This is a genomic window from Leptotrichia sp. oral taxon 417, assembly GCF_013394865.1.
GTDB classification, from domain to species: domain Bacteria; phylum Fusobacteriota; class Fusobacteriia; order Fusobacteriales; family Leptotrichiaceae; genus Leptotrichia; species Leptotrichia wadei_A.
Map to the genome: position 1 here is coordinate 2,204,816 of NZ_JABXYV010000001.1, position 23,435 is coordinate 2,228,250.

Here is a 23,435-nt window from a genome sequence, read left to right on the forward strand (position 1 = left end):
TTGGCGAACAGAATTTATAACAAATCTCTTATTCTAATGGAAATAGTATTATATTTCAAAAAATTTTTCAATTACTGTTTTTAATCCATGTTCCACATTTGAAGTTGAAATAAATTTAGAAATACTTTTAATTTCAGGAATAGCATTTTCCACAGCCACAGGCATTCCCACAAGTTTCAATAATGGCTTATCATTTGCACTATCTCCAACCGCTATCATTTCCTCAGGCTTTATATTTTCGATTTCTCCCAATTTTTTCAATGTCTTCCCTTTATCCACATTTTTATTGGCAATTTCTAAAAATATTGGCTTTGAAATGGCAATAAAGTAGTCATTTCCATGAACTTTATTCATATGCTCTTCGGCTATTAATACTTCTTCAGGCGTTCCAATAATCATGCATTTTGTAGTTTTATCAATTCCTTTTTTTTCTAATTCTTCAAGCGAATCAAATTTTTGGAATTTCATTTTACATTGATCCGCTTCGTACATTACTCCTTCTGTTGCCTCTGTCCCATAAATCGTATCTCCAACATACAAAATCATCGGAACATTTATTTCCTTTGAAACCTTATAAACATTTTCAATATCCTTTTTTTCCAGCCCTTCATGAAAAATCACTTCATTTGTCTTCATATCAATTAATTCGCCACCGTTAAATGCCAGCACGTAACCTTCATACTCATCCATCTGAAGCTCCTTTGCATACTCAAGCATCGCATAACTAGGTCTACCGCTTGCAAGCACAAATTTAACACCCTTTTCCCTTTGAACTTTCACAATCGCCTCAACATTCTCCCTTGTTATCCCATGTTCTTCATCCAGCAACGTTCCATCCATATCAGTTGCAATTAATTTATAATCCATAAAATCCTCCCACTTTCTTTATTCATAATTACTTTATTAATTTTTTCAAATCATATTTATCATAAATATTATACAGGAAATATAGAAAAAAGTCCAACTTAATAACCCTTTATTAATATCCATATTTTTAAAATTATTTTCTAAGCAAAAAAAAAAAAAAAAAATAAGGCTTCTGATATATAATATAAGCAAAACAATTTAAAAAATTAAAGGAGAAAGCTATGAAAAAATTATTCTTAGTATCAATGCTATGCTTAACATTCACAATTCCAGCCAAAGCAGATTTCTGGAAAAAATTAAAGAACGCTGTAATCGGAACAGATGCGACATCTTCATCAAATAGTTCCGGAAAAACTGGAGGAACTAGAGGATATCTTGTTACAGATGGAAATTATAAGAAAATTGTAAATCCTTTTGATAAAAATGATTATAAAAATGAAGATGATATATATGGTGCAGAAAGAAATTCTATATACACTCATAGAGATTTACAAGGAATATCAGAAAAAGTAAATTATGTAGAATGTAGAATGAAACCAGGAGGATTCTTATATGAAATTGGAAGTGAAACTTTTTATGGATATGTTAAATTTCCAGTATATTGGACTCATGGTTCTAATATTTTAGGATGCTTTGAAAGAGATAAATCAGGAAAGGAACAAGAAATTCAAAGAGACATTTATTTTGATCATAATTTAGCAATGTATATTTGGGATAATCAATTAACAGTACAAACACTAGCTATGAAAAATGGAAAAGTTGCTAAAACTCAATCTCCTTTCTATGATTCTAAATATCCTTATTTCGATTCACAAAATCCTGGAACTGAAATTTTTATTAATGGGCAAAAAGTTAATATTAAATAGGTATTTAAATCTTTTGTTATTTTAAAGTGATGGAAACTGGGAGAAATCTCAGTTTTCTTAATTGAGTAAAATTATTGCATGTGAAAAGCAAAAAAATTGATTTTATAAAAATGGAGGAAATATGAAAAAAATTATAACTTTATTTATCATTTTAGCTATGTTTACTGTATCATGCGGAAAAAAAGTAAAAGTAGACGAATCAAAGTGTCTTACGCCAGAAGGATTAAATGAAATGTTAAAAGAATACTACAGCCATGCAGGTGGTCCTTATGGAAATACTGATTCCTTTGATGAAAATTATGAAAGATTTCTTCAAATACATGCTACTATCGGTTGTGAAATTAATAAGGGAAATGTAAAAGAAAAATTTGAAGGTTTTGAAGAATCTAGAAGAGCATCAGGAAAACAAAATTTGGTATCAACTGATAAAGCAACATATCCACTGGATATATTAAAAACTTACAGACTTAATCTTACATATAAAACATTTGAAGAACAAAGAAAACACATAGATGAATATGCACAAATGCAAAAAGAATTAGAAAACTTAGATCCAAATAAATTGGAACAAGAAACAGTTAAAACATATAATGAAATTTCAAAACTTATTTCTAAAGAAAATCTAAAAAATTCTGATGTCTCATTAGTGGGCCCAAATGTAAATGTAGCACATATTTTACAAGGGGATTATGAATGGAATTACTAAAAAAAATAAAAAAGAAAGGAAAGAAGAAATATGAGCCATTTTATAGCAGTTATTAATGATTCTTCATTAATAATGAAATCTATATTTTTAGCAGCAATACTGCTGCATATATTTATTATATTTAAAGCGGCAAGACAAAAAGCTGACGAAGGGATAACAAAAGGAAAAGTCTGGATTACATACGCTGTAATTTACTGGTTAGGAGCATTTATTGGAGGTACAATTATAAGTATTTTGGTAATATTTATTTTACAAGGTATTTTTTTTATTTTAAATTTTTTAAACTATGCTCATATAAATGAATCGACAATTTTTATGATCGGATATTCTTTACATGCAGTAGCCAGTGCAATTATTTTTAAAATCTTGAACAAGCGATATTTAACTTCAGAAAAAAATATAGGAATAGAAGAAGCTACAGATACAAAACAATACATACTTTTACTTTTAAAATTAATTGGAATTGGAATTTTAGCATTTTTTGGATTATTATTTGCTATACCATTAATTTTATTTGCCGTAGCAGTTTATGTACTATTTAAATTACTAGGTATCACAAGTTTTGTAGCTGGAATGACATCAAATAGAATTCAAGAAGTTCAAGATGATATTGATATGGCCGCTTATAAAAGACAACAATACGGAGTTCATAATAAAAGCGAAAGAATTATTTCTGATTCAGAAGCACAACAAATTAAAGAAAGAATGGATAATAGAAATAAAAAATTTTGATTATAAAATATAATCGTGAGTAGTCCAAAAATATGGAGAAATGAAATATTTAAATAGTAAATTTTTTAAATCAGAAGATATATTTATTAAATTAAAAGAAAATAATTTACAAAAACATAATTAAAAAAAGGAAGTGAAAATAATGAAAAAATTATCAATCACAATTCTTATTTTAACATTTATGGCATCTTGTTCAAGCCAAAATAAGGATAATAATGCAAAAGATACTAAATATCAATCAGCTACTTATACAAAGCCGCAAAATCCACAAGGAGCTACGGTTGCATTAAATTCAACTGATTTTAGGGTTGATAACAATTTTATCTATTATAAAGGAGCAATTTTTACAGGAAAAATTACATTTGATCTTCCACAAAAAAGTGGATATTTCTTTGTAAGTAATGGAAAATTGCAAGGGGAAACTGAAATAAATTATAAATTGACTGGAACGAAGAAAGTGCAAGTTTATGAGGAAGGAAAACTTATGCAGCTTACTCAAACTGAAAATAATGTAACAACTGTCGTAGATTATTCTGATGATCCTGCTTCTATCGATAACCGAAAAATTGTAAAGGTTGCTACAAAATATGATAAAGACTCGTATTCAATGGATTTTGTAACTTTGGATGGAGAAATTAAAAAAGATGGAAAAACTTTGAAGGATTTGGAAGTAAAAGAAGAAGATTATCAAAAATATGTAAGCGGAGTAGTTGAAGAAAATGGCGGAGTTTATAAAATTTACTATAGCTTTGACAACTCAACTGGAGAAGTTTCTGAAACACGATATAAACTTGATTCTAAAAAACAAAAAAGCGAAATATTGTCTGGAGTTAGAAAATTAAGTGAAATTAATATGGTACTTGAAAATGGAATGACTTTATTCAGAAGAATAATGTCAGCTACTGGAGAAAGTGCCACTCCTGCTGCTACAACTCCAGTTCCAGGACAATCAGGACAGCCTGCCGCTCCTGCTCCAAATGCAACAAATTCAGCAAATACAACTAATCCAGCCAATCCACCAGCACAGTCTGGTCAGGATGAGGATTTGGCGACATTGGACAGAGTTTATGATGAAGTTATGCATAAAAATAATGAAAATATTTTAAAAACTTTTTCAAAACAAAAATTGGGATACATAAGAAATACATTATTTGCTAAAAAAGGATACATATTTACAAAAAATCTTGAATATGCTAACTATTTTTCTAAAAAAAGCTGGTATCAAGGAAGATACAACACAGATAACCTTTTAAACAAAGAAGAACAAAAATTTGTTGAGATAATACAAAAATATGAAAAATAATTTATTTTAAAATTATTTTGTTTATGTTAAAAATAGGAGGAAAAATGGATAATAATAATACAGAAAATAAAACAAATAATCAAAATTCAAATGCAAATAATAATTCTGGAAATATTTCACAATCAGGATTCTTAGATAATATTCTACAAAAAGATAATGAAAATAATAAACTTTTTTTGAAAATAGTATTCTGGCTGACTGCAGCCGCTTCAGTTATACTTCTTTATACTGGAATAAAAGGTTTAAGTTTATACCTTAATGCAAAAAAAGCTGCTTCAGAAGCTAGTTCAGGATCTTTAGATAATTTGTTTAGTAGTGGTGCAAATTTACTGGGAAAAGGGATGGATTTCTTTTCAACAGCTAAAACAATGCAAGGGATTTTAAATTTAATAGTAATTGCTGTAATTGTGGCTACTGTTTTGATTTATCTAAAGGCAAAAAAAGAAAATAAAATAGAAAAATTAAAAAATCTAAATTATTATTTTATTGGCGGATTTATAATATTTGGACTTTTAGAAATGTATGCAGTGCATGGACTTATAAAAGCATTAACTTCTTTATCAGGTATGTTTGGAGCAGCTACAGGCTCAGCACCAAATTTTGGTTTAATAAAATTTTCTTTAGCATTGATTTTCATAACTTCATTAGGTTCGGTAATAACAAATTATTTTGTTATTTTTAGAGGAAAAAATATAGAAATTGAAGATATAAAATCAGAATGGAATAATGGAGCTGAAAAAATAAATGCAATGGATCCTGAGAAAAAGAAAAAATATACAACTATTGGAATTGCTGTAATAGGAATTATTGCATTATACTACATTTGCGCAAATTTCATATTTTTGCAAAATTTTGACTTTAATAAATATTATACAGTTAGAATCGATGGAGCTTCTGGAAGCGGGAAAATAACAAATTATCAAAATCCTGAATTTCCGCTAGAAACTGCAAATAGCAATACAGAAAAACCTAAAAAAGAGGAAGAGTTTGCAAAAGAGGGAGGAATTACATTTAATTTTTCCAAAACTGAAGGAATACAAAATGGAGATACAATTGATGTTGAAGTTTCTTATAATAAAGATGTAGCAAAAAAATTAAAGATTCGTCCTCAAAACAGTAAATTTAAAATAAAAGTCAATGGACTTCTTGAATATGCTAAAAATGCTAATCAAGTAAAAGATTTGAAAAATTATATTACAAAACTTGCACAGAGAAAAATTGAATTGCAAAAAGATGATAATCCTTCTGATAATCCTAATTTATCAGGAATTTATTACAAACAGGATGAAAATGGAAATTTATCAATTAAATATTTCATTCAAAACACATTTGCTGGATTTTTTGGTAACACTGAATCTTTTGAACCAGTTGAAATTGGGAACATAGTTTTAGATAAAAATAACAATATTACTTCTTATGAAGAAATAAAATCTAACTCTTTTTCTTCAGAAAAATATAATAACGCTGGAGAAGTTCAAGCTGCGATGAGTTCACAAGGATATACTTTATTGAATTAGTACAGAAAAACATCCTGTTAGGAGTCTTGACTCCTTGCAATGAAATTAGTAATTATTTCGCTACTTAAATAGAAATAGTGTTAAACTGGGATTTCTCCCAGTTTTTTATTTTTCAAAATTCATACTTTCCAAAAAAATTCTTCAAAATAAAAACCATCTCAAAAAGCCCGTAAACTTTTCAAGACAGTTCTTAAAAACAAATATTCTTTTTTATCCTCCCAAATAGGCCTTCTTAATTTCAGGATTTGTAAGTAGTTCCTTCCCTGTTCCTTCCAAAATGATTTTCCCAGTTTCCAGAACATATCCTCTATCTGCGATTGAAAGCGCCATATTGGCATTTTGTTCTACCAACAATACAGTTACATTTTCCTCCTTGTTGATTTTTTCAATGATGTTGAAGATTTCCTGCACTAATAGTGGCGCTAGCCCCATTGACGGCTCATCCAGTAATAATAATGAAGGATTTGACATCAAAGCTCTTGCCATTGCCAGCATTTGCTGTTCTCCTCCACTCATTGTTCCTGCCAACTGCTTTTTACGTTCAGCAAGTCTTGGGAATAGCGAGAACATGTGTTCCATGTCTTTTTTTATCTGATCCACATCATTTCTTGTGTACGCTCCCATTTCCAAGTTTTCCAGCACAGTCAGCTCTGTAAAGATTCTACGGCCTTCTGGAACATGTGCCATTCCACGGCTGACAAGCTTATAAGCATCAGCATTGGTTATATTTTCTCCGCTCAAGGAAATTTCTCCTGATTTTATTGGTACAAGCCCTGAAATAGCGTGAAGTGTGGATGTTTTTCCAGCTCCATTTGCACCAATTAGGGAAACGATTTCACCTTTTTTTATTTGAAATGAAATGTTTTTTATAGCATGAATTCCGCCATAGTAGACATTTAAGTCATTTACATTTAAAATATTCACATTTCCTCCTTTTTGCTAATTTTATTAATTTTACAGCTCAAATTCATTTTATTCTCCTAAATAAGCTGTGATAACTTCCTTATTATTCTGAATTTCATCCGGAAGCCCTGAAGCAATGATTCTTCCAAAGTTTAGCACATATAATCTTTCACAAATTCCCATTACCAGATCCATATCATGTTCAATTAACAAAATTGCAATTTTAAACTTATTTCTTATAAAGCTAATTGTATTCATTAATTCCTTCGTTTCATTCGGATTCATTCCAGCCGCCGGCTCATCTAGCAGCAGCAATTTAGGATTTGTAGCCAAAGCTCTTGCTATTTCCAGTTTTCTTTGCTGTCCATAAGACAAGTTTCCAGCAGTAATATTCGCCATTTCAGCCATGTCAAAAATATCCAGCAAATCAAGCGCCTTATCTGTCACTTCCTTTTCTTCCTTCCAAAATCTAGGAAGTCTAAAAATCGCTTCAAAAGTATTATAATTCATACTATTGTTAAATGCCAGCTTTACATTGTCTAATACGCTTAGTTCCTTAAACAGCCTAATATTTTGAAATGTTCTGGCAACTCCTAAAGCAACTATTTGTGGAGTAGTTTTCTTATTTATACTAATCTGATTTATAGAAATATCCCCGTCTGTAGGTTTATAAACACCTGTAAGCAAGTTAAATATTGTTGTTTTTCCAGCTCCATTCGGTCCAATCAGCCCAACTAGCTCGCCTTCTTTTATTTCAACATTTACATCATCAACTGCTCTTAGCCCTCCAAAAGATATTCCCAAATCTGTCGTTTTTAATAATGACATATTTATATCTCCTATTTTACTTCTTTTTTTATTTTATTAAAAATACTTAATTTTAATTTTCATCACTTTCATTTTTGCTATTTTTATGATCTCTAATCCGCTTAATTCTTCTTTTTGTTCCTGCAAATGTAAATTCTTTTGTTCCAAAAATTCCCTTTGGACGGAAAATCATCAATGAAATCAATATAATTGCGTAAACTAAGTATCTAAACTGTGAAACATCTCTTAATTTTTCATTTAATAATGTCAAAATTACCGCAGCAACAATCGCTCCCGTAATACTTCCAAGTCCTCCAAGCACAACCATAACAAGAATTTCTATAGAGAATAAAAATCCAAATTTATCAGGTGTCAAAATTCCCACATTATGTGCAAACAGTGACCCTCCAACTCCAGCAAAAAATGCTGAAAATGCAAATCCATAAAGTTTTACACGATTTAATCCAATTCCAATATTTTCAGCCGCAATTTCATCTTCCCTAATTGACAGAATTTCTTTCCCCTTTCGAGAAGTCATAGCCATCGCAATTATAACAATTGAAATAACTACAATGAAATATGTATTTGAAAAACTCAAAAGTGGTGGAATATTGTTAAGTCCAGTCGCTCCACCTAAAAAGTCCAAATTTTGAATAATATATTTTACAATTTCTCCAAATGCAAGCGTGATAATTGCAAGATAATCTCCCCTTAGTCTAAGTGTACTTCCACCAACTAAAAATCCAAATACAGCTGCAACTAATCCACCAAACAGTGATACTAAAATTAATTGTAAAAATGGCGGTAAATTATAGCTTGCCAATATTTTAGAAATAAATGCCGCTGAATATCCACCTATTGCGATAAATCCAGCTTGTCCCAAGTTAAGCTGTCCCATAAGTCCGACTGTTATGTTTAAACTTACTGAAAATAACACGTAAATTAGGATATTTATATAAATTCCCTTTGTATAGCTGAAAGGGTCATTTGGATTAAAAGTAAAACTTAGAACAAAATAAAATACAACTATCAAAAGAAATGTAGCAACATAATTTTTCACGTTTAACTTGTTAAAATAATTCAAGTCTTTCCATTTATAATTTTTTGCTTCTTTACTTTTTTTAGGCTGTTCATCTTGTTTTTTTTCTAAACTAGCTATATTTTTTATTTTTTCTTCTTTATTATTTTTTTCCATTTTCCATTTTCCTCCCTTCCAATTATACTTTTTCCTTCATATTTTTTCCAAACAATCCATTTGGTCTAAAAATCAATATTAATATAAGCACCCCAAATACAATCGGATTTGCCCAAGTTGTAAGCGATGATCCTTTTACATATGCTTCAAGCAGTCCTAAAACATATCCTCCAACCATAGCTCCAGGAATACTTCCAATTCCTCCAAATACAGCCGCAATAAATGCCTTCAGTCCTGGCAGCATTCCCATATATGGCTCAATTTGCGGATAAACAATCGCATATAATGCTCCACCCAATGCACCAAGTCCAGAACCAATAGCAAATGTTATGGCAATAGTTCTATTTACATTAATTCCCATAAGCTGTGCCGCTCCTGTATCTTGTGAAACCGCTCTTGTAGCTTTTCCCAATTTTGTCTTTTTAATAAATAAATTTAAAGCTACCATGCATATTATTGTGATTACAATTACAAATATTGTAAGCGTACTAATTTCCAAAAATCCTAGCTTCATTTTATTATCATTTGATAAAAATGCCGGTATATATTTTGGATCAATAACTCTCGGATTTGCTCCAAATATTATAAGTGCCAGACTTTCCAGCAAGAAACTCATTCCAATCGCTGTAATCAATGCTGAAATCTTAGGCGCATTCCTAATCGGACGATACGCAAAAAAGTCGATTACAACTCCTAAGATCGCACAAAAAATGATTGACAAAAAAATAGCCAGTATTAATGGCATCCCATTTGACACAGCGATAAGCGTAACATAAGCTCCTACCATAAGTATATCACCGTGTGCAAAATTTATAAGTTTAACGATTCCGTAAACCATTGTATATCCCAAAGCAATCAGGGCATAAATACTTCCAGTTTGCAGTCCGTTAATAGTTTGTTCAATAAAACTCTTTAACATATTTAAAACTCCTATACTTTCCACTTATACAGTTTATTTTTATTTTATATTTTAATACTTAGGCAACCTAAAAACTATATTCAATTTTACTCAAATTTCCATATAATCTTAAAGCTGCTTACGTATATTCATTTTATTAAATTCTAAATTATTAAATAAAAAATCTTGATAAAAAAAGTTCTCGATTGCTAGAAGAAAGAAAAAATCCCCAACAACCGAACTTTATAATAATTATTACTTTCCATATTTAGATGTATTCGACAATCTGAATTTTTTTATTTCAACAAGGGGTTTTTAACCCCTTGCTTCAAAATATCTGTTTTGTTAAATTTTAAATTTCTCTAATTTATGAATAATTCTATTATTTTAGAATTTTTCTTTTAATGTAAGTTTTCCATCTTTTACTTCAATAAATGTAACTTTCTTTTCAGGGTTTCTTTCTGAATCATATTTTAATGAACCTGTAACAAGATTTGTTCCAGTAAAGTTCTTAATTGCATCTTTAATTTCATCTTTTGAAGAAAGATCTTTTACATTTTTCAATGCAGTTTCTAAAATTGTTCCAGTATCGTATCCTAAAGCCGCAAAAATAATTGGATCAGCTTTATATTCCTTTTTATATTCAGCAATGAATTTTTGAACATGTTGGTCAGGATCATCTGGTGCAAATTGACTTGCAAAAATTGCTCCATTAGCAACTTTTCCAAAGTTAGTTTGGATTCCATCCCATCCATCTCCACCCATAAATTGAGCGTTTATTCCAAGTTCTTTTGATTGTGTCAAAATTAATCCAATTGTATTATAATAATCAGGTACAAAAATTACTTCAGGATTATATCCTTTTACCTTTGTAAGCAATGCTCTAAAGTCTTTGTCATCAGCAGTATATTGTTCTTCTTTAACTTGGATTCCTTCTTTTTTAGCTTGTTCCTTAAACGCATTTGCAAGTCCAACAGAATAATCACTACCTGTATTAGTCAATACTGTAACATTTTTATAACCTTTAGATTTTGCATATTTTGCAACAACAACACCTTGGTAAGGATCTGTAAATGTTGTTCTAAATACGAAATCCTTATCCTTTGTAATATCAAATGCAGTTCCAGTTGCTGTAATCATAGGAACTTTTGCTTGTTGTGCAAGCGGTGCAATTGCAAGAGATGGTCCAGATGTAACTTCTCCCATGAAAATATCAATTTTATCTTGTGAAACCATTTTTTTAAATGCATTAATTGCTTCTTGCGCATCTCCTTTACTATCTGCAACGACAAGTTCGATTTTTTTACCGTTAATTCCTCCAGCGGCATTTATTTCCTTTACCTTCAATTTAAATCCATTAATTGCACTTGTTCCATATTGTGCCACATTTCCAGTCAATGCCCCAATAACACCAATTTTTATAACATTTTTATCTTTTCCAGTTTTAGCTCCGCAGCTAAGTACAAACAATGCTAATAATGAAATCAAACATAATAGCTTTTTCATAATTGTTCTCCTTTATAAAATATATTTTTATATTTAAAAATAATTTACTTAAAATTTTCGTTTCCAGTTTCTTATTTCCTTAAATTCTTTTACTTTTAGAATTTTTCCTTTAATGTAAGTTTTCCACCTTTTACTTGGATAAATGTAACCGCCTTTTCAGGATTTCTATCAGCGTCAAATTTTAATTTACCAGTTACCAGGTCAATACCGCTTACATTATTCATAGCTTCCCTTATAGATGTTCCTGATAAATCCTTTGTAGATTTTAAAGCAGTTTCTACAATTTCTACAGTATCATAACCAAGTGCCGCAAACATTATTGGCTCTTTGTTATATTTAGCCTTGTAAGCCTTCATAAATTTCTGAACATTTTCAGCCTTGTCATCTGGTGCAAATTGACTTGCAAAAATTGCTCCTTCTGCAACCTTTCCAAAGTTAGTCTGGATTCCATCCCATCCATCTCCACCAAGATACTGTGCATTAATTCCCAAATCTTTAGCTTGTGAGATAATAAGCCCAATTGTATTGTAATAATCAGGTATAAAAATAGCTTGTGGATTTTGTCCTTTTACTTTTGTCAAAATTGCTTTAAAGTCTTTATCATCATTTGTATATTTTTCTTCAGTAATAGTTATTCCATCTTTTGCAGCTTGTGCCTTAAATGCATTTGCAATTCCTACAGAATAGTCATTTGAAGAGTTTGTCAATATTGCAATTGATTTTATGCCTTTAGATTTTGCATATTTCGCAGTGGCAGTTCCTTGATAAGGATCTGTAAATGTTGTTCTAAATACAAAATCTTTTCCTTTTGTAACATCAAGGCTTGTAGCTGTTGCTGAAATTAAAGGTACTTTTGCCTGTTGCGCAAGTCCTGAAATAGCTTGTGAAGTAGCCGATACAACTTCTCCAATCACAACATTAACTTTATCTTGTGAAACCATCTTTTTAAAGGCATTTACTGCTTCCTGAACATCTCCCTTACTATCTGCAGTTATAAGCTCAATTTTTTTACCATTGATTCCACCTGCATTATTAATAGCATCAACCTTCAGTTCCACACCTTCTTTTACTGCTACTCCATATTGTGCATAATTCCCAGTAAGCGGCGCAATAACTCCAATTTTTATAACATTGCCATCATTAGCCTTTTTACCGCATCCAACAATAAACACCGTGGCTAACAGCATCATTAAAAATACTTTTTTCATATTGTCATCTTCCTTTCTATTTTAATGCTAAACTCCATCTAAATATATTTTATTTGTTTTCTAGAAAAAATTTTAATTCTTTAAAAGAAATTTATAACAAACCCGCTATCCAAATGGAAAATAGCAAAAATTATTTATACACTTATTTATGTTTATTATTATATCACAAAAAAATAAAGAATTGAAATTATTTTTAAAAATTTATACAAAAAAAGCTACTACATTTCGTAGTAGCAAAAAATTATTTTTTATTATTATTAAAATACTAAGCTCTTATTAATTTCCTAAGTTGAAATTATAACCTACACCAAGAGATACTCTTCTATAATTAGCATCATATTTAGAATTAACTCTTACAGGTCCTTCGTATTTGTATTCACCTTGGTTTTCTTTATACATAAGTTCTACGTTTACGTTGTTGTAGTTGATTCCTCCACCTACTCCGTAGTATAATCCATTTTTAGCTTTGAATTTTCCTAAAACACCATAGTCATGGTTTCCACTGTTGAATGAATATCCTAAATCACCTTTAACATAAGGTTTTACAACTGTTTGTGTGTCAAAAGTATATTTAGCTGTTGCATACACTGGAACAGAGTTATAGTTTTTTTCATTTTGTCCTTTTACTTTATCTTTTAAGTCTTTGTGGAATTGGAAAGCTGTACCTCCTCCAACTTCTAATCCAGGAACTACTTCGTTTCTGTATTCAACTCCAATTTCTCCTGAACTGTTTTTAGTTTTTTGAGTTCTCCAATCTTTTTCATAATGGTATTTTCCACCAAAATCTATTCCACCTTTAACTTCTACTTTTCCTGCATCTGCAAATGAAGCTGCTCCTAAAACTAGAAATAAACCAATTAATGTTTTTTTCATAATTAATCACCTTTCTTTTCTAAAAAAATTTTTTCCTAAAAATCTCCTCTAAATTGCTCCTACTTATAAAAAATAGGAATTTCCTGTGAATGTAAACTATTTTATACATTTCAGCAGATCTCACAGATAATTATTAACCTGTGATAACATTATACTATATTTTTATCATTTCATCAATCTTTTTTTATTTTACTTTCTATTTATAAAAGACAAAAAACTTTTTAAGTTTATGATGAAACTTTTTTAAAACTACAGTATGCATCATTTTATAAATCTTCTAACCTTAAATGATAACTTATTATACATTACAGTTCTTATAAACAAGTTTATATATATTTATTTTTATCTTTGAAAAACAAAAAAACAACCTAACTTTTAAACAGTAAAAGAAAGATTGTTTTTTAATTATTTGTTTTGATTTCTAAGTTCTTCAGGCTTTTGTGATACTCCTGTTGAAGGTCCTGTTTCTGGTAATTCTACTGCTGTTTCATTTTCAGTTTTCCCAAGATTTCCCAGATTTAATAATGTTGTGTTAAGTTTACCAAGCAATACATCAATATTTTCAGCTGTAACAACTACTTTTTCCCCTTGCGGAGTCTTCTTAACTACAAATTTAGTTGTATTTTTTGTTTTTGGCTTATCTTTTGCTTCAAGTTCCTGTTTAAATCTTTCTTCAGCTGAAAGTGGTTTAGAATCTTTGTTTGTAAAAACTTCTTGTGACATTTTTTGAAAAACTTGTAAAAATACTTTTTGTACATCTAAATTTGTTACTTCTACAGTTACGATAGTAGTATCATTATCCTGTTTTTCTGTTCCGATTATTTTATATTCAAGATTTTTCAATAATGTTTTAAAAAGCAATTCTTGAGTCTTATTAGTATAAGTCATTTCCAAATTTCCTTCAAAACCATCATCAATAGCATATTTTGCCGCCTCTTTTGGCTTACCGGCCTTTATATTATTAATAAATTTTGAAACTGTGTCATTAGGCCCTGATCCGCAACTAACTAAACATAAAAGCATAAGCATCCCTAACAGTAATTTTTTCATCTATAACTCCCTTCTCTTTCTATTTATAATATTACTTTGTTCTTTATTATTTATTCTACATCATTTGAATTAATAAGTCAAGGGAGTTTTGAAATTTTAGTGAATAGTGACAGAAATTCATTATTATTTTTTATTTTTCCTGATTTTCTAATTTTTTTTCTAATTTTTTAACTCTTTTTACAAGTTCAGGCACTTTTCCCATCGACATTTTCACTCTCAAATCATCCATGTGGTCTCTCAAAGGAAATCCTGACATTTGTTTTCCATCAGGAACATCATTTGTAACACCTGATTTTGCAGCAATTACAACATTATTTCCAATTTTTAAGTGTCCAGCCACTCCGACTTGTCCTGCAAGAGTCGTATCATCTCCAACTTCCACGCTTCCAGAAATTCCCACTTGTGCGATAATAAAGCAATTAGAACCAATCACATCATTATGAGCAATATGAACCAAATTATCAATTTTCGTACCTTTTTTTATAATCGTATCTCCAATTGCTCCTCTATCAACGCAAGTATTTGCTCCTATTTCCACTTCATCTTCCAAGATAACATGTCCAATTTGCTCGATTTTCACATTATCGCCTTTCACTTTTATGTATCCAAATCCATCAGACCCAATAACTGCACCTGGCTGAAAAATACATTTTTTCCCAATCTTAGAAAATTCTCTAATTGTAACATTCGAATAAATAATTGTCCCATCTCCAATTTCTGTCCCTTCAAAAATCGAAACATTCGGATAAATTACAACATTTTTCCCAATTTTTACATTATGTCCAATGTATGTATTAATTTCTGAGACACTCGCTGTTTCATCAATTATTGCTGAATCTTCTATCGGTTTTTCAAATGATTTCACTTTCGGTTTAAAAAAGTTAAGCAAAATTGGCATCAATTCTCTCGGATTTTTTTCAACCACAATATACGTTCTATCTTTCGGCAAATTTTCCAACGGTGGAACAATTATTGCACCAGCAGTACATTTATCAATACTTTTCAACATTTTTTCATCTGCTGCAAAAGTCAACTCATCTTCTGTCGCATAAAAAAATGGAGCTAATCTTTTAAAAATTAAATTTTCATTTCCAACTATTTTTCCACTAATTAATTCTGCAACTTCTTTTATATTATACATTTTGAATACCTCCTATATAGCCATTTACAAAAATTTATAAAATTTTTATAAAATTATAGGGATGAAATCAATCATCCCACATAATTATTTTTAAATTTTTTTCTCACACAAGGGTAAGACTCTTTGCTTCAGGATATTTATTTTATTAAACCTGAAGTTTGCATAGTTATCGAATAGATCTATTTTTACTTGTCTGAAAAAATTAGAATGATTGCCCGAAACTAAAGTAGAATTTACCCTTATCTTTTTTCTCACCTTTTTTCTCAGGATCCATAGGCCAACCATAATCAAATCTTAACGGTCCAATTGGCGTATTCAATCTTACCCCAACTCCATAACCTTTTTTTAGATCTTTAAAGTCATGTGCCGCCTTTCTGTTTGGCTTATAGATTTTTTTACCAGTAATCGGATCTCTTGACTCATTCTGCCAAGCGTTACCAATATCAAAGAATGCCACTAACTGTAATGTATCATTAATTTTAGTTCTATTTTCAATAGTTGCATGGAATTTGTCATATCCATCAAATGCTCCATAATCATATCCACGAACTGATTCTGCTCCACCAATACTAAATCTTAAAGCTTCTGGAGTTCCACTTCCTGTTGATCCCCAAGCTACTCTATATGCCATTACGTTTTTATCACCAAAGAATGTTTTATGGTAAGCTCTTAAATCTGCTTCAAACTGGTCATAACTTCTAGGATCTCTTAGAAGTTCTCCTCTTTCGTAAGAAAGTGTAGTATAGATTCCTTTTGTAGGACTATATTGATTATTTCTTGTATCATAAATTAATGATGGTCCTATTGCAAATAAGTTATACTTATCATTTACTTTTTTATTTGAGAACAATTCTTCATAATGGTCATATCTTGCTGCCATTCTTACATAAAGGTCACTGTTAAGCCCTTTACCAATTGTCCAACGAGTTCCAATCTTCTTAACTTTTTCCACTTCATCTGGATCAGCATTATCATCAACTGACACATTCCAGTAGGCTGTTCCTCCCAATTGAACACGTTCAGTTCCTCTTAACCAAGGATCAAACCAGCTAATATCAAATGTTTTATCTCCTTTATTTGATGCTGATAAAGTAATTGCGGCATCTTGTCCTCTTCCCAAGAAGTTTGAATCTGATAATTTAAGTTCTCCTACTAAACCAACTGAAGTTCCGTAAGAAATACTTCCATTGATTGTTGTAGTTGGACGTTCTTCCACAAGCAATTTTACAACTCTTGCATTTGGATCATCTTCTTTTCCTTCAAGAACTGGCTCTATTGAAGTGAACATTCCTGTTCTATAAAGTTCTTCCACTGTTTCCTTTATATTTTTAGTTTGGAAAATTTGTCCAGGTTTTATTTTTTGAACTCTTTCAAATATATAAGGTTTTGTTCTTAAAACAGACCGTCTTTCAGATTGTCTTTCATTGTCTTTTCTAGTAGAAGCTTTTTCAAATTCTACAGAATCTACAACTCCTTCCGATAATCCTATTTTTATATTCCCTTCATTTGAAACATTTATTGATTCAATCCTTGCGACAGTATATCCATTTTTGTTATATAATTTTAATATTCCATTTTCATCAGGATTTAACAAGTTACCGTTTAAGATTTCGCCTCTTTTTATACCTAAGGCTTTTTCCAGCTCTGCATCCTTGTAAAGTGTATTTCCTTCAAAAGTTATGTTTTGAACAACTGGATTTTCCTTTACTTCATAAACTATTGAAATAGTATTATCAGCTTTTCTGTCAGTTTTTGGTTCAACTGATGAGAAATACCCGGTGTCAAATATTTTTTGCCCTCCATCAACTGCCTTTTGCGGTATGAAAATATCTCCCGGCTTAATTGGCAAACTCTTTAAATATTTTTCCTTATCTTTACTACGAGCTTGCAACCCTTCAATATCAACACTTGATATAGTAAAGTCTGTTTCCTTTTTCATTTCTTCCTGTATTTGTTTTCTTTGCATAAGCGCTGCGGCATTTTCAACTTCTGAAACTTCAACCGTAATATTTACAGTATTTCCTCGAATTTTCGGATAAACATTCGCATCTGCCACATATCCTGTTCTCTTTAATTCAAGATAAATATCACTAAGATCTTTATTTGTATATTTATCTCCTGATTTTACAGTTATTTTTGATAACAGGTAGTCTGGAGATAATTCCTTTAAGTTTGAAAATTCAATTGAACCAACTTTTAAATCATCTCTTGTTTCTCTATCAGCTTCAAATACATTATTTGTTTTACCTTTTCCTTTTGCTGCTTGACGTGCTGCATTTTTTCTGTTTCTTTTAACTCTTTTGCTTCCAGGTTCATTACCTATTTCCACTTCTTCAGCAGAATATCTGCTCTTAATATCTGAAAGCCCTTCGTCGTCCAGTTCCTGCTTAGTAGATATTCTACCTGCATTATCCGCCAGCATCATTCCAGCTACTGTGCTTTTTTCTTCAGCTTGCGATAAGTTATTTACAGACACAAACAACGTTACCACAATAATCAAAGCATAAATTTTATTTTTTACCTTTCGTTTTGACATTTTTCCTCCTATTTTTTTAGTGTATCTAATTTTTTCTTCTTGAATATCTTTTTCAGAATATCTCCGAATGTATCAGCTTTTGTTGAAAAATCAACTCCAAAGTAATAGTTTATCCTTGAACCGTTACCCATGCTTGCGCTAGAACTGGATCTTTTAAAACTTTCTCCTCCAGCTCTCAAGTCTAGTCCATTTGAAACACTGTAACTTAGCCATGCATTATATCCAATTGGATTTTTTTCATCACTTTTAGAAGTCTGATATGGAAATTTAAATGCGGCATTCCAAAATAGCTTATCCTTGTATAAATTATCCTGTAATGTAAGCGTAGTTGTGGCACTATATTCTCCTGTCTTATTAGAACGGTCAACATTTGTAGAAACAGCAAACTTGGACATTCCCAATGCATCCTTGATCTTTCCAGTCACTGATGAAAGAAAAAGCTCGTTTAATGCAGTATTAACCAAAGATCCTGCCACTACCAGCCCATCTACTGAATTATCTCCATTTTCACCAGGTTTTCCACTATTTCCAACTAAAGTATTAAGTGCAAGCATTGATATTATTTCCTCTCTTGTTTTTCCAGAAGAAGATGAAAATCTTATTTCAGGATTGCTTACATTTCCACTTACATTTATCTCTATTCTGTCGCCATCTACTTTTGTACTGGCATCAAAAACTACAAATGGATCTGATACAGAAGCTGTAACACCATTAATTGACGGTACAAATCTTATTTCTGCCCCATCAATCTTAAAATCATTTCCATTTACTGAAAATGACCCTTTTGTAATTCCATACTCTCCATCTATCCCAATTTGACCATCATCATAAGTAATTTCAGATGAACCTTTTACTGTACCCTTTATATTTTTTACAAGACTTACATTCGGAATATTAATTTTTACATTATTTCCAGCTTGTACACCTATATTAATCGTATACTGCTTCATTATTTTGTCAATTACCTCTTCTACAATTCCTTCTACAATTGACTTGTCTTGCTCCTTCTTAGCCTTTTGCGATTCCGTTGTATTAGCTTTTGATGAATTAAAATCTGGAATTTCACGTATTTGAGCATTATTTACCACAAGATCTCCAAATAATCTATTTTCTGTAAATATTGCATTTCCGCTAAGTGCAAAATCTATTCCAGTTCCATAATGAAGTCCAACATTATTAAGATCCGCATTTAATTCAAATTTTCCAAGTTCTAATCGTTTAGTTTTCATAAAATCTGCAGGAATTGTCGGAACATCCAGATCTCCAGTCACTTTAAAAGTTCCTCCGTTATATCCTCCATCCAAACGGTTTACTATAAGTTTACTATTTTTCAAATCGATATTGGCATTTACATTATCTACAAGCGTCAACTGGTCTTTTGTCTTATAATTAAAGTTATTAAGCAGAATATGACCTGTTGTAGCCTCATTAGAGAAAATCGCATCTACATTCGCAATTCCTCCTGCCTGCTCTATATTTTTATCAATTCCCAGAAAATCCAGGTTAAAATCCTTAGCAAGCATAGAAACATTATATTTTACTGGTGTAAATTGAACATATCCATTTAAAAGAAGTGGATTATTTTCATATTCCAGATAAAACTGCCCAATATTCAAAGACTTCTCATTAGCCTGCAAATCAATATCCACATTTTTCACTGGAAATCCGCTAAGTTTAATCGAATCCGCCTTTATTTTAACTCCAGATATAAATTTATCAAAACTTCCACGATACATAAATCCAAAGTCTATATCTCCGCTGTATCCCTTGTCCTTCAGATCCTGTATTGAATCAAGCGAAAATTTCTGTTTTTCCAGCTGATAATCTATATTTACATTTGCCAAGTCAAATTTAGTCTGCGTTTCAAACAAAGTTTCCTGATTATCTCCAATAAATCTTAATTTTTGCAAATCAAATGTCCCATATTTAAACAGTTTGTCAATATTTCCGTTAGAATATTTAATATCTGCAACAATATGCGGTATCTTGTAAGTCTTAAAGCTCATATTTCCAAAAGCTATTTGTCCTTCAAGATTAAAATTATTTAGATCTCCTTTAAGATTAAGATTTGATTTTGTTCCGAAAGTTAAATCCTTCATTTCTAAAAGTTTTGGAATATCCGGCTCATTTAAAGCAAGTCCAATATCTGAAATTCCTGTAACTAAATTATAAGTTCCGCTTAATCTATTATCACGCAAAGTTACATCATCAAATCTCATAATTCCATCTTTTATGCTGATATGTGCATTTGTATCCCCTACATAAGTTGATTTTATTGTTGTAGGTGCAGATGGTATTGTTATATTTCCAGAAAGTTTATTCACTGTTCCTTTTAAGTTTGCATCCAAATTCTTAACTTTTAAATTGACTTTATATGGAGAAGTGTCATAAAGCATATAATCCTTTAACCCTGCATTTATATTCATATTGCCGGTTTTAAGATTGTAATTACCGCTTGCATTCAGATTCTCATTTTTAATGCTTAAAATATTCACAACATTGTCCTTTACTTCAAGATTAGCCGTTACATCCTTTAAACGTTGATAATTAAGCCATAATTCATCCATTTTTGCATTGACTGTCAAATCCAGCTTTGATAAATTATTAATTTTACCATTGGCATGTAATTTCTCGTATTCCACTACGTATTCTCCATAAGGACTATAAAGTTCATAATTTCCAGAAAGTTTATCTGCCGTTCCTGTCAAATTGGCATTTAATGTTCCAATTTTTACATTCATTTTAGATGGCAAATTATTATCCGTAAACATGTAATTTTTTAATCTTGCATTTATATCCATTTTACCAGATTTAATGTCATATCTACCACTTGCATTCAAATTTTCATTTCTTATACTTGCGATATTGACAACATTATCTTTTATTTCAAGATTCCCTGTTACATTTCTCAAACGCTGATTTTCAAATTGTAATTCACTTGCTTTTGCATTAACTGTCATATCCAAATTTGCCAAGTCATTAATTTTACCGTTAGCATGCAAATTTTTATACTTTCCCATATATTCGCCATAAGGGCTATGGATTTCATAAGTTCCAGAAAACTTATTATTTACACCATGAACCCTGGCTTCTGCAGTTGCAGGCAATTTTGCCTTGTCAAGCCCGTTAAAGTTATATCCATTAGCCCTTAATAACTTTGCAATATCAACTTCTTTTGGCAGATTAAGGGAGTATGAATGTTTCATATCGGAAGTTGTTGTCCCGTTTATATTCAATACTCCTCCGCCATTCATTCCTGCTGTCCCGCTTATTCTGTAATTTCCATTACGAATTCTTACCTTGACCTTTATAGCTTTTATAAAAGGAACTGACAGATCCTTTACTCTTGCCTTAATTATTCCAGAACGAAGTACATTTTTACTGTTAAACTTCGCAACTAAATTGTCAACATCAGGACTAATTTTATAAGATTTTCCACCATAATTTACATTGAAGTATCCTCTGCTTCTTGCATTAACTACAGCTGTCTGAGTTTTTGGATTTACTGTATAATTTCCTCTCAGAACATTAGATCTTACTGTACCTGTTATAATATTTTTGGGAGAAATTTTTGCACTTCCTGTGATCTTTTTGATGTCAAAATCAGACCCAAGATTATTTAATACATAATCTCCTGACCCAGTTTTCTTTTTCAGGTCATACACAAATTTTCCAATTTTAACATCCTCATTTACTTTGAACCCTGAAAACTCTTGATTAAATATAAATGATGTATCACTTAAAGTCAGCTTTTCATTTGTAATTTTCATATTAGTCTTTACATTTTGAAAATCAGAGTTTGAAATTCTTATATTATCTGAAGAAAACTTACCGTCAAGCGTTCCCTTTTTACTCTTTGTATCGATATTTAATTCAAGATTTCCTGAAACTGCACCTTCAGCTTCAATTTTTGCATCTTTAATTATTTTGTAACGTGCAACTTGATCAAATGGAAGTTTATCTGCAACTAATTTCAAATTCATTTTTTGAGTCTGTATGAAATATGCCATTGTCAAAGTTACTGGACTTTCACTCAATTTAGTATTTGCATTAACTGTAATTTTGTCCTTTTTCATATCAACTACAGCATTAACGCCTTCAATATCACCGTCAAAATCAACATAAGACAACTTTCCATTTTTAATTTTCAGGCTTCCTAGAGCATGTATTTTCTTTTCAATTTTATTCTGCTCCATTTTCAATGCACCTGTAAGTATTCCGCCTTTTGCCTTTATCATATCAACCTGTGCATATTGTCCCAGCTCCTCAGTTATTCTGACATTCTCAAAACCAAAATTAAGACGTGCATCCTTCCTTCTTATATCACTATTTTTTATTTTATCAAACATTGAGTAAATCGATTGCTTAGACTTTATCAATTGCTTCAATTCAACCTTTAGAATTTCAGTCGTTCCATCTTCATTCTTATTTCCAGAACCTTTCGCAAAAAGTGAAAAACCACGTGATTTTGCTACTTCTAGCCTTCCACTTACTTTTTTCAATGTTTTTCTTATTTTCTTGCTATAAGTTGTATCTGTAAAATTTAAAATTGAGTTATGAATATGCATTTTCCCAATTCTGCTTGTCGTGTCAAATGTCTTAGGTTTCTTTGGATCTTTTTTTATTACGTGAAAAATATTAAAATCTTCATTTTTTCTACGTTCCAAATTTACAGTTCCATTATACACATCAATTCTATTAAGCCTAGTCGGCATAAGAAGACTAATTCCAGCCGTAGTCTTTTTAGCATCAATAACTACATTTCCTGCAAGATCTTTAACTTTTAAGTTGTCAATCTGAATTTTATTAAATCCAATCAACTTGACATTCCTAAATTCCACATTCAGTCCGCTGCTCTTCAAAATCGAAGTCAGCACGCCCCTAAAGTTTTTAGTTGAAATATAAAACTTTAGTGCAAATAAAGACATTAGAAGAAAAATAAATACAATCAAAGATCTCTTTATGTATTTCATCTCACGTTTTTTACCTCCTCTTCTCTTTATTTTTTGAAAAGGATAATTATTTTCATTGTCCTAATTTCCATTTACGTTTTCTTTATTTTTTTCTTATGTTCAAATTTTATGTTCAAAGGAAAACATCTTTTTTATTTTAGCATAAATTTGCATAAAAATCTATTATTATATACGATTTTTTCACTTAGAAAAAACTAAACTTGCCAATATAGCCTATTTTTCTAACTCAATTATAAAAAAAAAATAAATATTAAATATATTTGCTATTTTAAGAAAAAACTTTTATTTCCAAAATAAATCTATTGACTTTTTATATAACACATGTTATATTATCTATACTTAAAATTTTAAAAG

The 23,435-nt window shown here is 30.5% G+C and carries 17 protein-coding genes; 5 read left to right on the top strand and 12 right to left on the bottom strand.

Annotated features, from left to right (window positions below):
• Positions 1 to 48: 48 nt before the first annotated feature.
• A complete protein-coding gene (locus HW276_RS10175; protein ID WP_178938354.1) occupies positions 49 to 867 on the bottom strand; it encodes a Cof-type HAD-IIB family hydrolase in 819 nt (272 codons plus the stop codon).
• 221 nt (positions 868 to 1,088) lie between these two features.
• On the opposite strand from HW276_RS10175, the gene HW276_RS10180 reads away from it, so the two are divergent.
• The 5 genes from HW276_RS10180 to HW276_RS10200 all read left to right on the top strand — a co-directional run bounded on the left by HW276_RS10180 (position 1,089) and on the right by HW276_RS10200 (position 5,991).
• Positions 1,089 to 1,733: a hypothetical protein gene (locus HW276_RS10180; protein WP_178938355.1), complete on the top strand. Its 645-nt coding sequence runs from the start codon at positions 1,089 to 1,091 to the stop codon at positions 1,731 to 1,733.
• 121 nt (positions 1,734 to 1,854) lie between these two features.
• Positions 1,855 to 2,439: a hypothetical protein gene (locus HW276_RS10185; protein WP_178938356.1), complete on the top strand. Its 585-nt coding sequence runs from the start codon at positions 1,855 to 1,857 to the stop codon at positions 2,437 to 2,439.
• Positions 2,440 to 2,469: 30 nt separating this feature from the next.
• Complete coding sequence (locus HW276_RS10190) at positions 2,470 to 3,171, top strand: hypothetical protein (protein ID WP_178938357.1); 702 nt, start codon at positions 2,470 to 2,472, stop codon at positions 3,169 to 3,171.
• Positions 3,172 to 3,313: 142 nt separating this feature from the next.
• Positions 3,314 to 4,474: a YARHG domain-containing protein gene (locus tag HW276_RS10195; RefSeq protein WP_178938358.1), complete on the top strand. Its 1,161-nt coding sequence runs from the start codon at positions 3,314 to 3,316 to the stop codon at positions 4,472 to 4,474.
• Between the two features lie 44 nt (positions 4,475 to 4,518).
• Positions 4,519 to 5,991, top strand: coding sequence for a hypothetical protein (locus HW276_RS10200; RefSeq protein ID WP_178938359.1), 1,473 nt, complete (start codon positions 4,519 to 4,521; stop codon positions 5,989 to 5,991).
• 210 nt (positions 5,992 to 6,201) lie between these two features.
• On the opposite strand, the gene HW276_RS10205 is transcribed toward HW276_RS10200, so the two are convergent.
• From HW276_RS10205 to HW276_RS10255, 11 genes are all read right to left on the bottom strand, one after another.
• The gene (locus HW276_RS10205; RefSeq protein ID WP_363316937.1) at positions 6,202 to 6,909 is read right to left on the bottom strand and encodes an ABC transporter ATP-binding protein; all 708 of its coding nucleotides are present in this window, start codon (positions 6,907 to 6,909) and stop codon (positions 6,202 to 6,204) included.
• 54 nt (positions 6,910 to 6,963) lie between these two features.
• On the bottom strand, positions 6,964 to 7,722 hold the full coding sequence (locus HW276_RS10210) for an ABC transporter ATP-binding protein (RefSeq protein WP_147004337.1): 759 nt from the start codon (positions 7,720 to 7,722) through the stop codon (positions 6,964 to 6,966).
• A 52-nt stretch (positions 7,723 to 7,774) separates the two neighbouring features.
• Positions 7,775 to 8,896: a branched-chain amino acid ABC transporter permease gene (locus HW276_RS10215; RefSeq protein WP_147004338.1), complete on the bottom strand. Its 1,122-nt coding sequence runs from the start codon at positions 8,894 to 8,896 to the stop codon at positions 7,775 to 7,777.
• A 22-nt stretch (positions 8,897 to 8,918) separates the two neighbouring features.
• Entirely contained in the window at positions 8,919 to 9,815 is an 897-nt protein-coding gene (locus tag HW276_RS10220) for a branched-chain amino acid ABC transporter permease (protein WP_147004339.1), read from the bottom strand.
• 366 nt (positions 9,816 to 10,181) lie between these two features.
• A complete protein-coding gene (locus HW276_RS10225; protein ID WP_178938361.1) occupies positions 10,182 to 11,300 on the bottom strand; it encodes an ABC transporter substrate-binding protein in 1,119 nt (372 codons plus the stop codon).
• Positions 11,301 to 11,395: 95 nt separating this feature from the next.
• Positions 11,396 to 12,508: an ABC transporter substrate-binding protein gene (locus HW276_RS10230; protein WP_147004341.1), complete on the bottom strand. Its 1,113-nt coding sequence runs from the start codon at positions 12,506 to 12,508 to the stop codon at positions 11,396 to 11,398.
• 276 nt (positions 12,509 to 12,784) lie between these two features.
• Positions 12,785 to 13,381, bottom strand: a complete 597-nt coding sequence (locus HW276_RS10235; protein ID WP_178938362.1) for an outer membrane beta-barrel protein — start codon at positions 13,379 to 13,381, stop codon at positions 12,785 to 12,787.
• Between the two features lie 405 nt (positions 13,382 to 13,786).
• Positions 13,787 to 14,431 (bottom strand): DUF4878 domain-containing protein, encoded by a 645-nt coding sequence (locus tag HW276_RS10240; RefSeq protein WP_178938363.1) that lies wholly within the window; start codon positions 14,429 to 14,431, stop codon positions 13,787 to 13,789.
• A 130-nt stretch (positions 14,432 to 14,561) separates the two neighbouring features.
• Complete coding sequence (gene lpxD, locus HW276_RS10245; RefSeq protein ID WP_178938364.1) at positions 14,562 to 15,572, bottom strand: UDP-3-O-(3-hydroxymyristoyl)glucosamine N-acyltransferase; 1,011 nt, start codon at positions 15,570 to 15,572, stop codon at positions 14,562 to 14,564.
• A 202-nt stretch (positions 15,573 to 15,774) separates the two neighbouring features.
• On the bottom strand, positions 15,775 to 18,108 hold the full coding sequence (locus HW276_RS10250; RefSeq protein WP_147004345.1) for an outer membrane protein assembly factor: 2,334 nt from the start codon (positions 18,106 to 18,108) through the stop codon (positions 15,775 to 15,777).
• An 8-nt stretch (positions 18,109 to 18,116) separates the two neighbouring features.
• On the bottom strand, positions 18,117 to 23,081 hold the full coding sequence (locus HW276_RS10255) for a translocation/assembly module TamB domain-containing protein (RefSeq protein WP_178938365.1): 4,965 nt from the start codon (positions 23,079 to 23,081) through the stop codon (positions 18,117 to 18,119).
• Positions 23,082 to 23,435 lie beyond the last annotated feature (354 nt).

What these genes read in the sequence shown, in the direction of transcription:
- HW276_RS10215 (WP_147004338.1), bottom strand. Translation starts at nt 8,896, where the DNA reads ATGGAAAAAAATAATAAAGAAGAAAAAATAAAAAATATAGCTAGTTTA.
- HW276_RS10190 (WP_178938357.1), top strand. Translation starts at nt 2,470, where the DNA reads ATGAGCCATTTTATAGCAGTTATTAATGATTCTTCATTAATAATGAAA.
- HW276_RS10210 (WP_147004337.1), bottom strand. Translation starts at nt 7,722, where the DNA reads ATGTCATTATTAAAAACGACAGATTTGGGAATATCTTTTGGAGGGCTA.
- HW276_RS10255 (WP_178938365.1), bottom strand. Translation starts at nt 23,081, where the DNA reads ATGAAATACATAAAGAGATCTTTGATTGTATTTATTTTTCTTCTAATG.
- HW276_RS10175 (WP_178938354.1), bottom strand. Translation starts at nt 867, where the DNA reads ATGGATTATAAATTAATTGCAACTGATATGGATGGAACGTTGCTGGAT.
- HW276_RS10180 (WP_178938355.1), top strand. Translation starts at nt 1,089, where the DNA reads ATGAAAAAATTATTCTTAGTATCAATGCTATGCTTAACATTCACAATT.
- HW276_RS10195 (WP_178938358.1), top strand. Translation starts at nt 3,314, where the DNA reads ATGAAAAAATTATCAATCACAATTCTTATTTTAACATTTATGGCATCT.
- HW276_RS10250 (WP_147004345.1), bottom strand. Translation starts at nt 18,108, where the DNA reads ATGTCAAAACGAAAGGTAAAAAATAAAATTTATGCTTTGATTATTGTG.
- HW276_RS10240 (WP_178938363.1), bottom strand. Translation starts at nt 14,431, where the DNA reads ATGAAAAAATTACTGTTAGGGATGCTTATGCTTTTATGTTTAGTTAGT.
- lpxD (WP_178938364.1), bottom strand. Translation starts at nt 15,572, where the DNA reads ATGTATAATATAAAAGAAGTTGCAGAATTAATTAGTGGAAAAATAGTT.
- HW276_RS10220 (WP_147004339.1), bottom strand. Translation starts at nt 9,815, where the DNA reads ATGTTAAAGAGTTTTATTGAACAAACTATTAACGGACTGCAAACTGGA.
- HW276_RS10235 (WP_178938362.1), bottom strand. Translation starts at nt 13,381, where the DNA reads ATGAAAAAAACATTAATTGGTTTATTTCTAGTTTTAGGAGCAGCTTCA.
- HW276_RS10230 (WP_147004341.1), bottom strand. Translation starts at nt 12,508, where the DNA reads ATGAAAAAAGTATTTTTAATGATGCTGTTAGCCACGGTGTTTATTGTT.
- HW276_RS10200 (WP_178938359.1), top strand. Translation starts at nt 4,519, where the DNA reads ATGGATAATAATAATACAGAAAATAAAACAAATAATCAAAATTCAAAT.
- HW276_RS10225 (WP_178938361.1), bottom strand. Translation starts at nt 11,300, where the DNA reads ATGAAAAAGCTATTATGTTTGATTTCATTATTAGCATTGTTTGTACTT.
- HW276_RS10185 (WP_178938356.1), top strand. Translation starts at nt 1,855, where the DNA reads ATGAAAAAAATTATAACTTTATTTATCATTTTAGCTATGTTTACTGTA.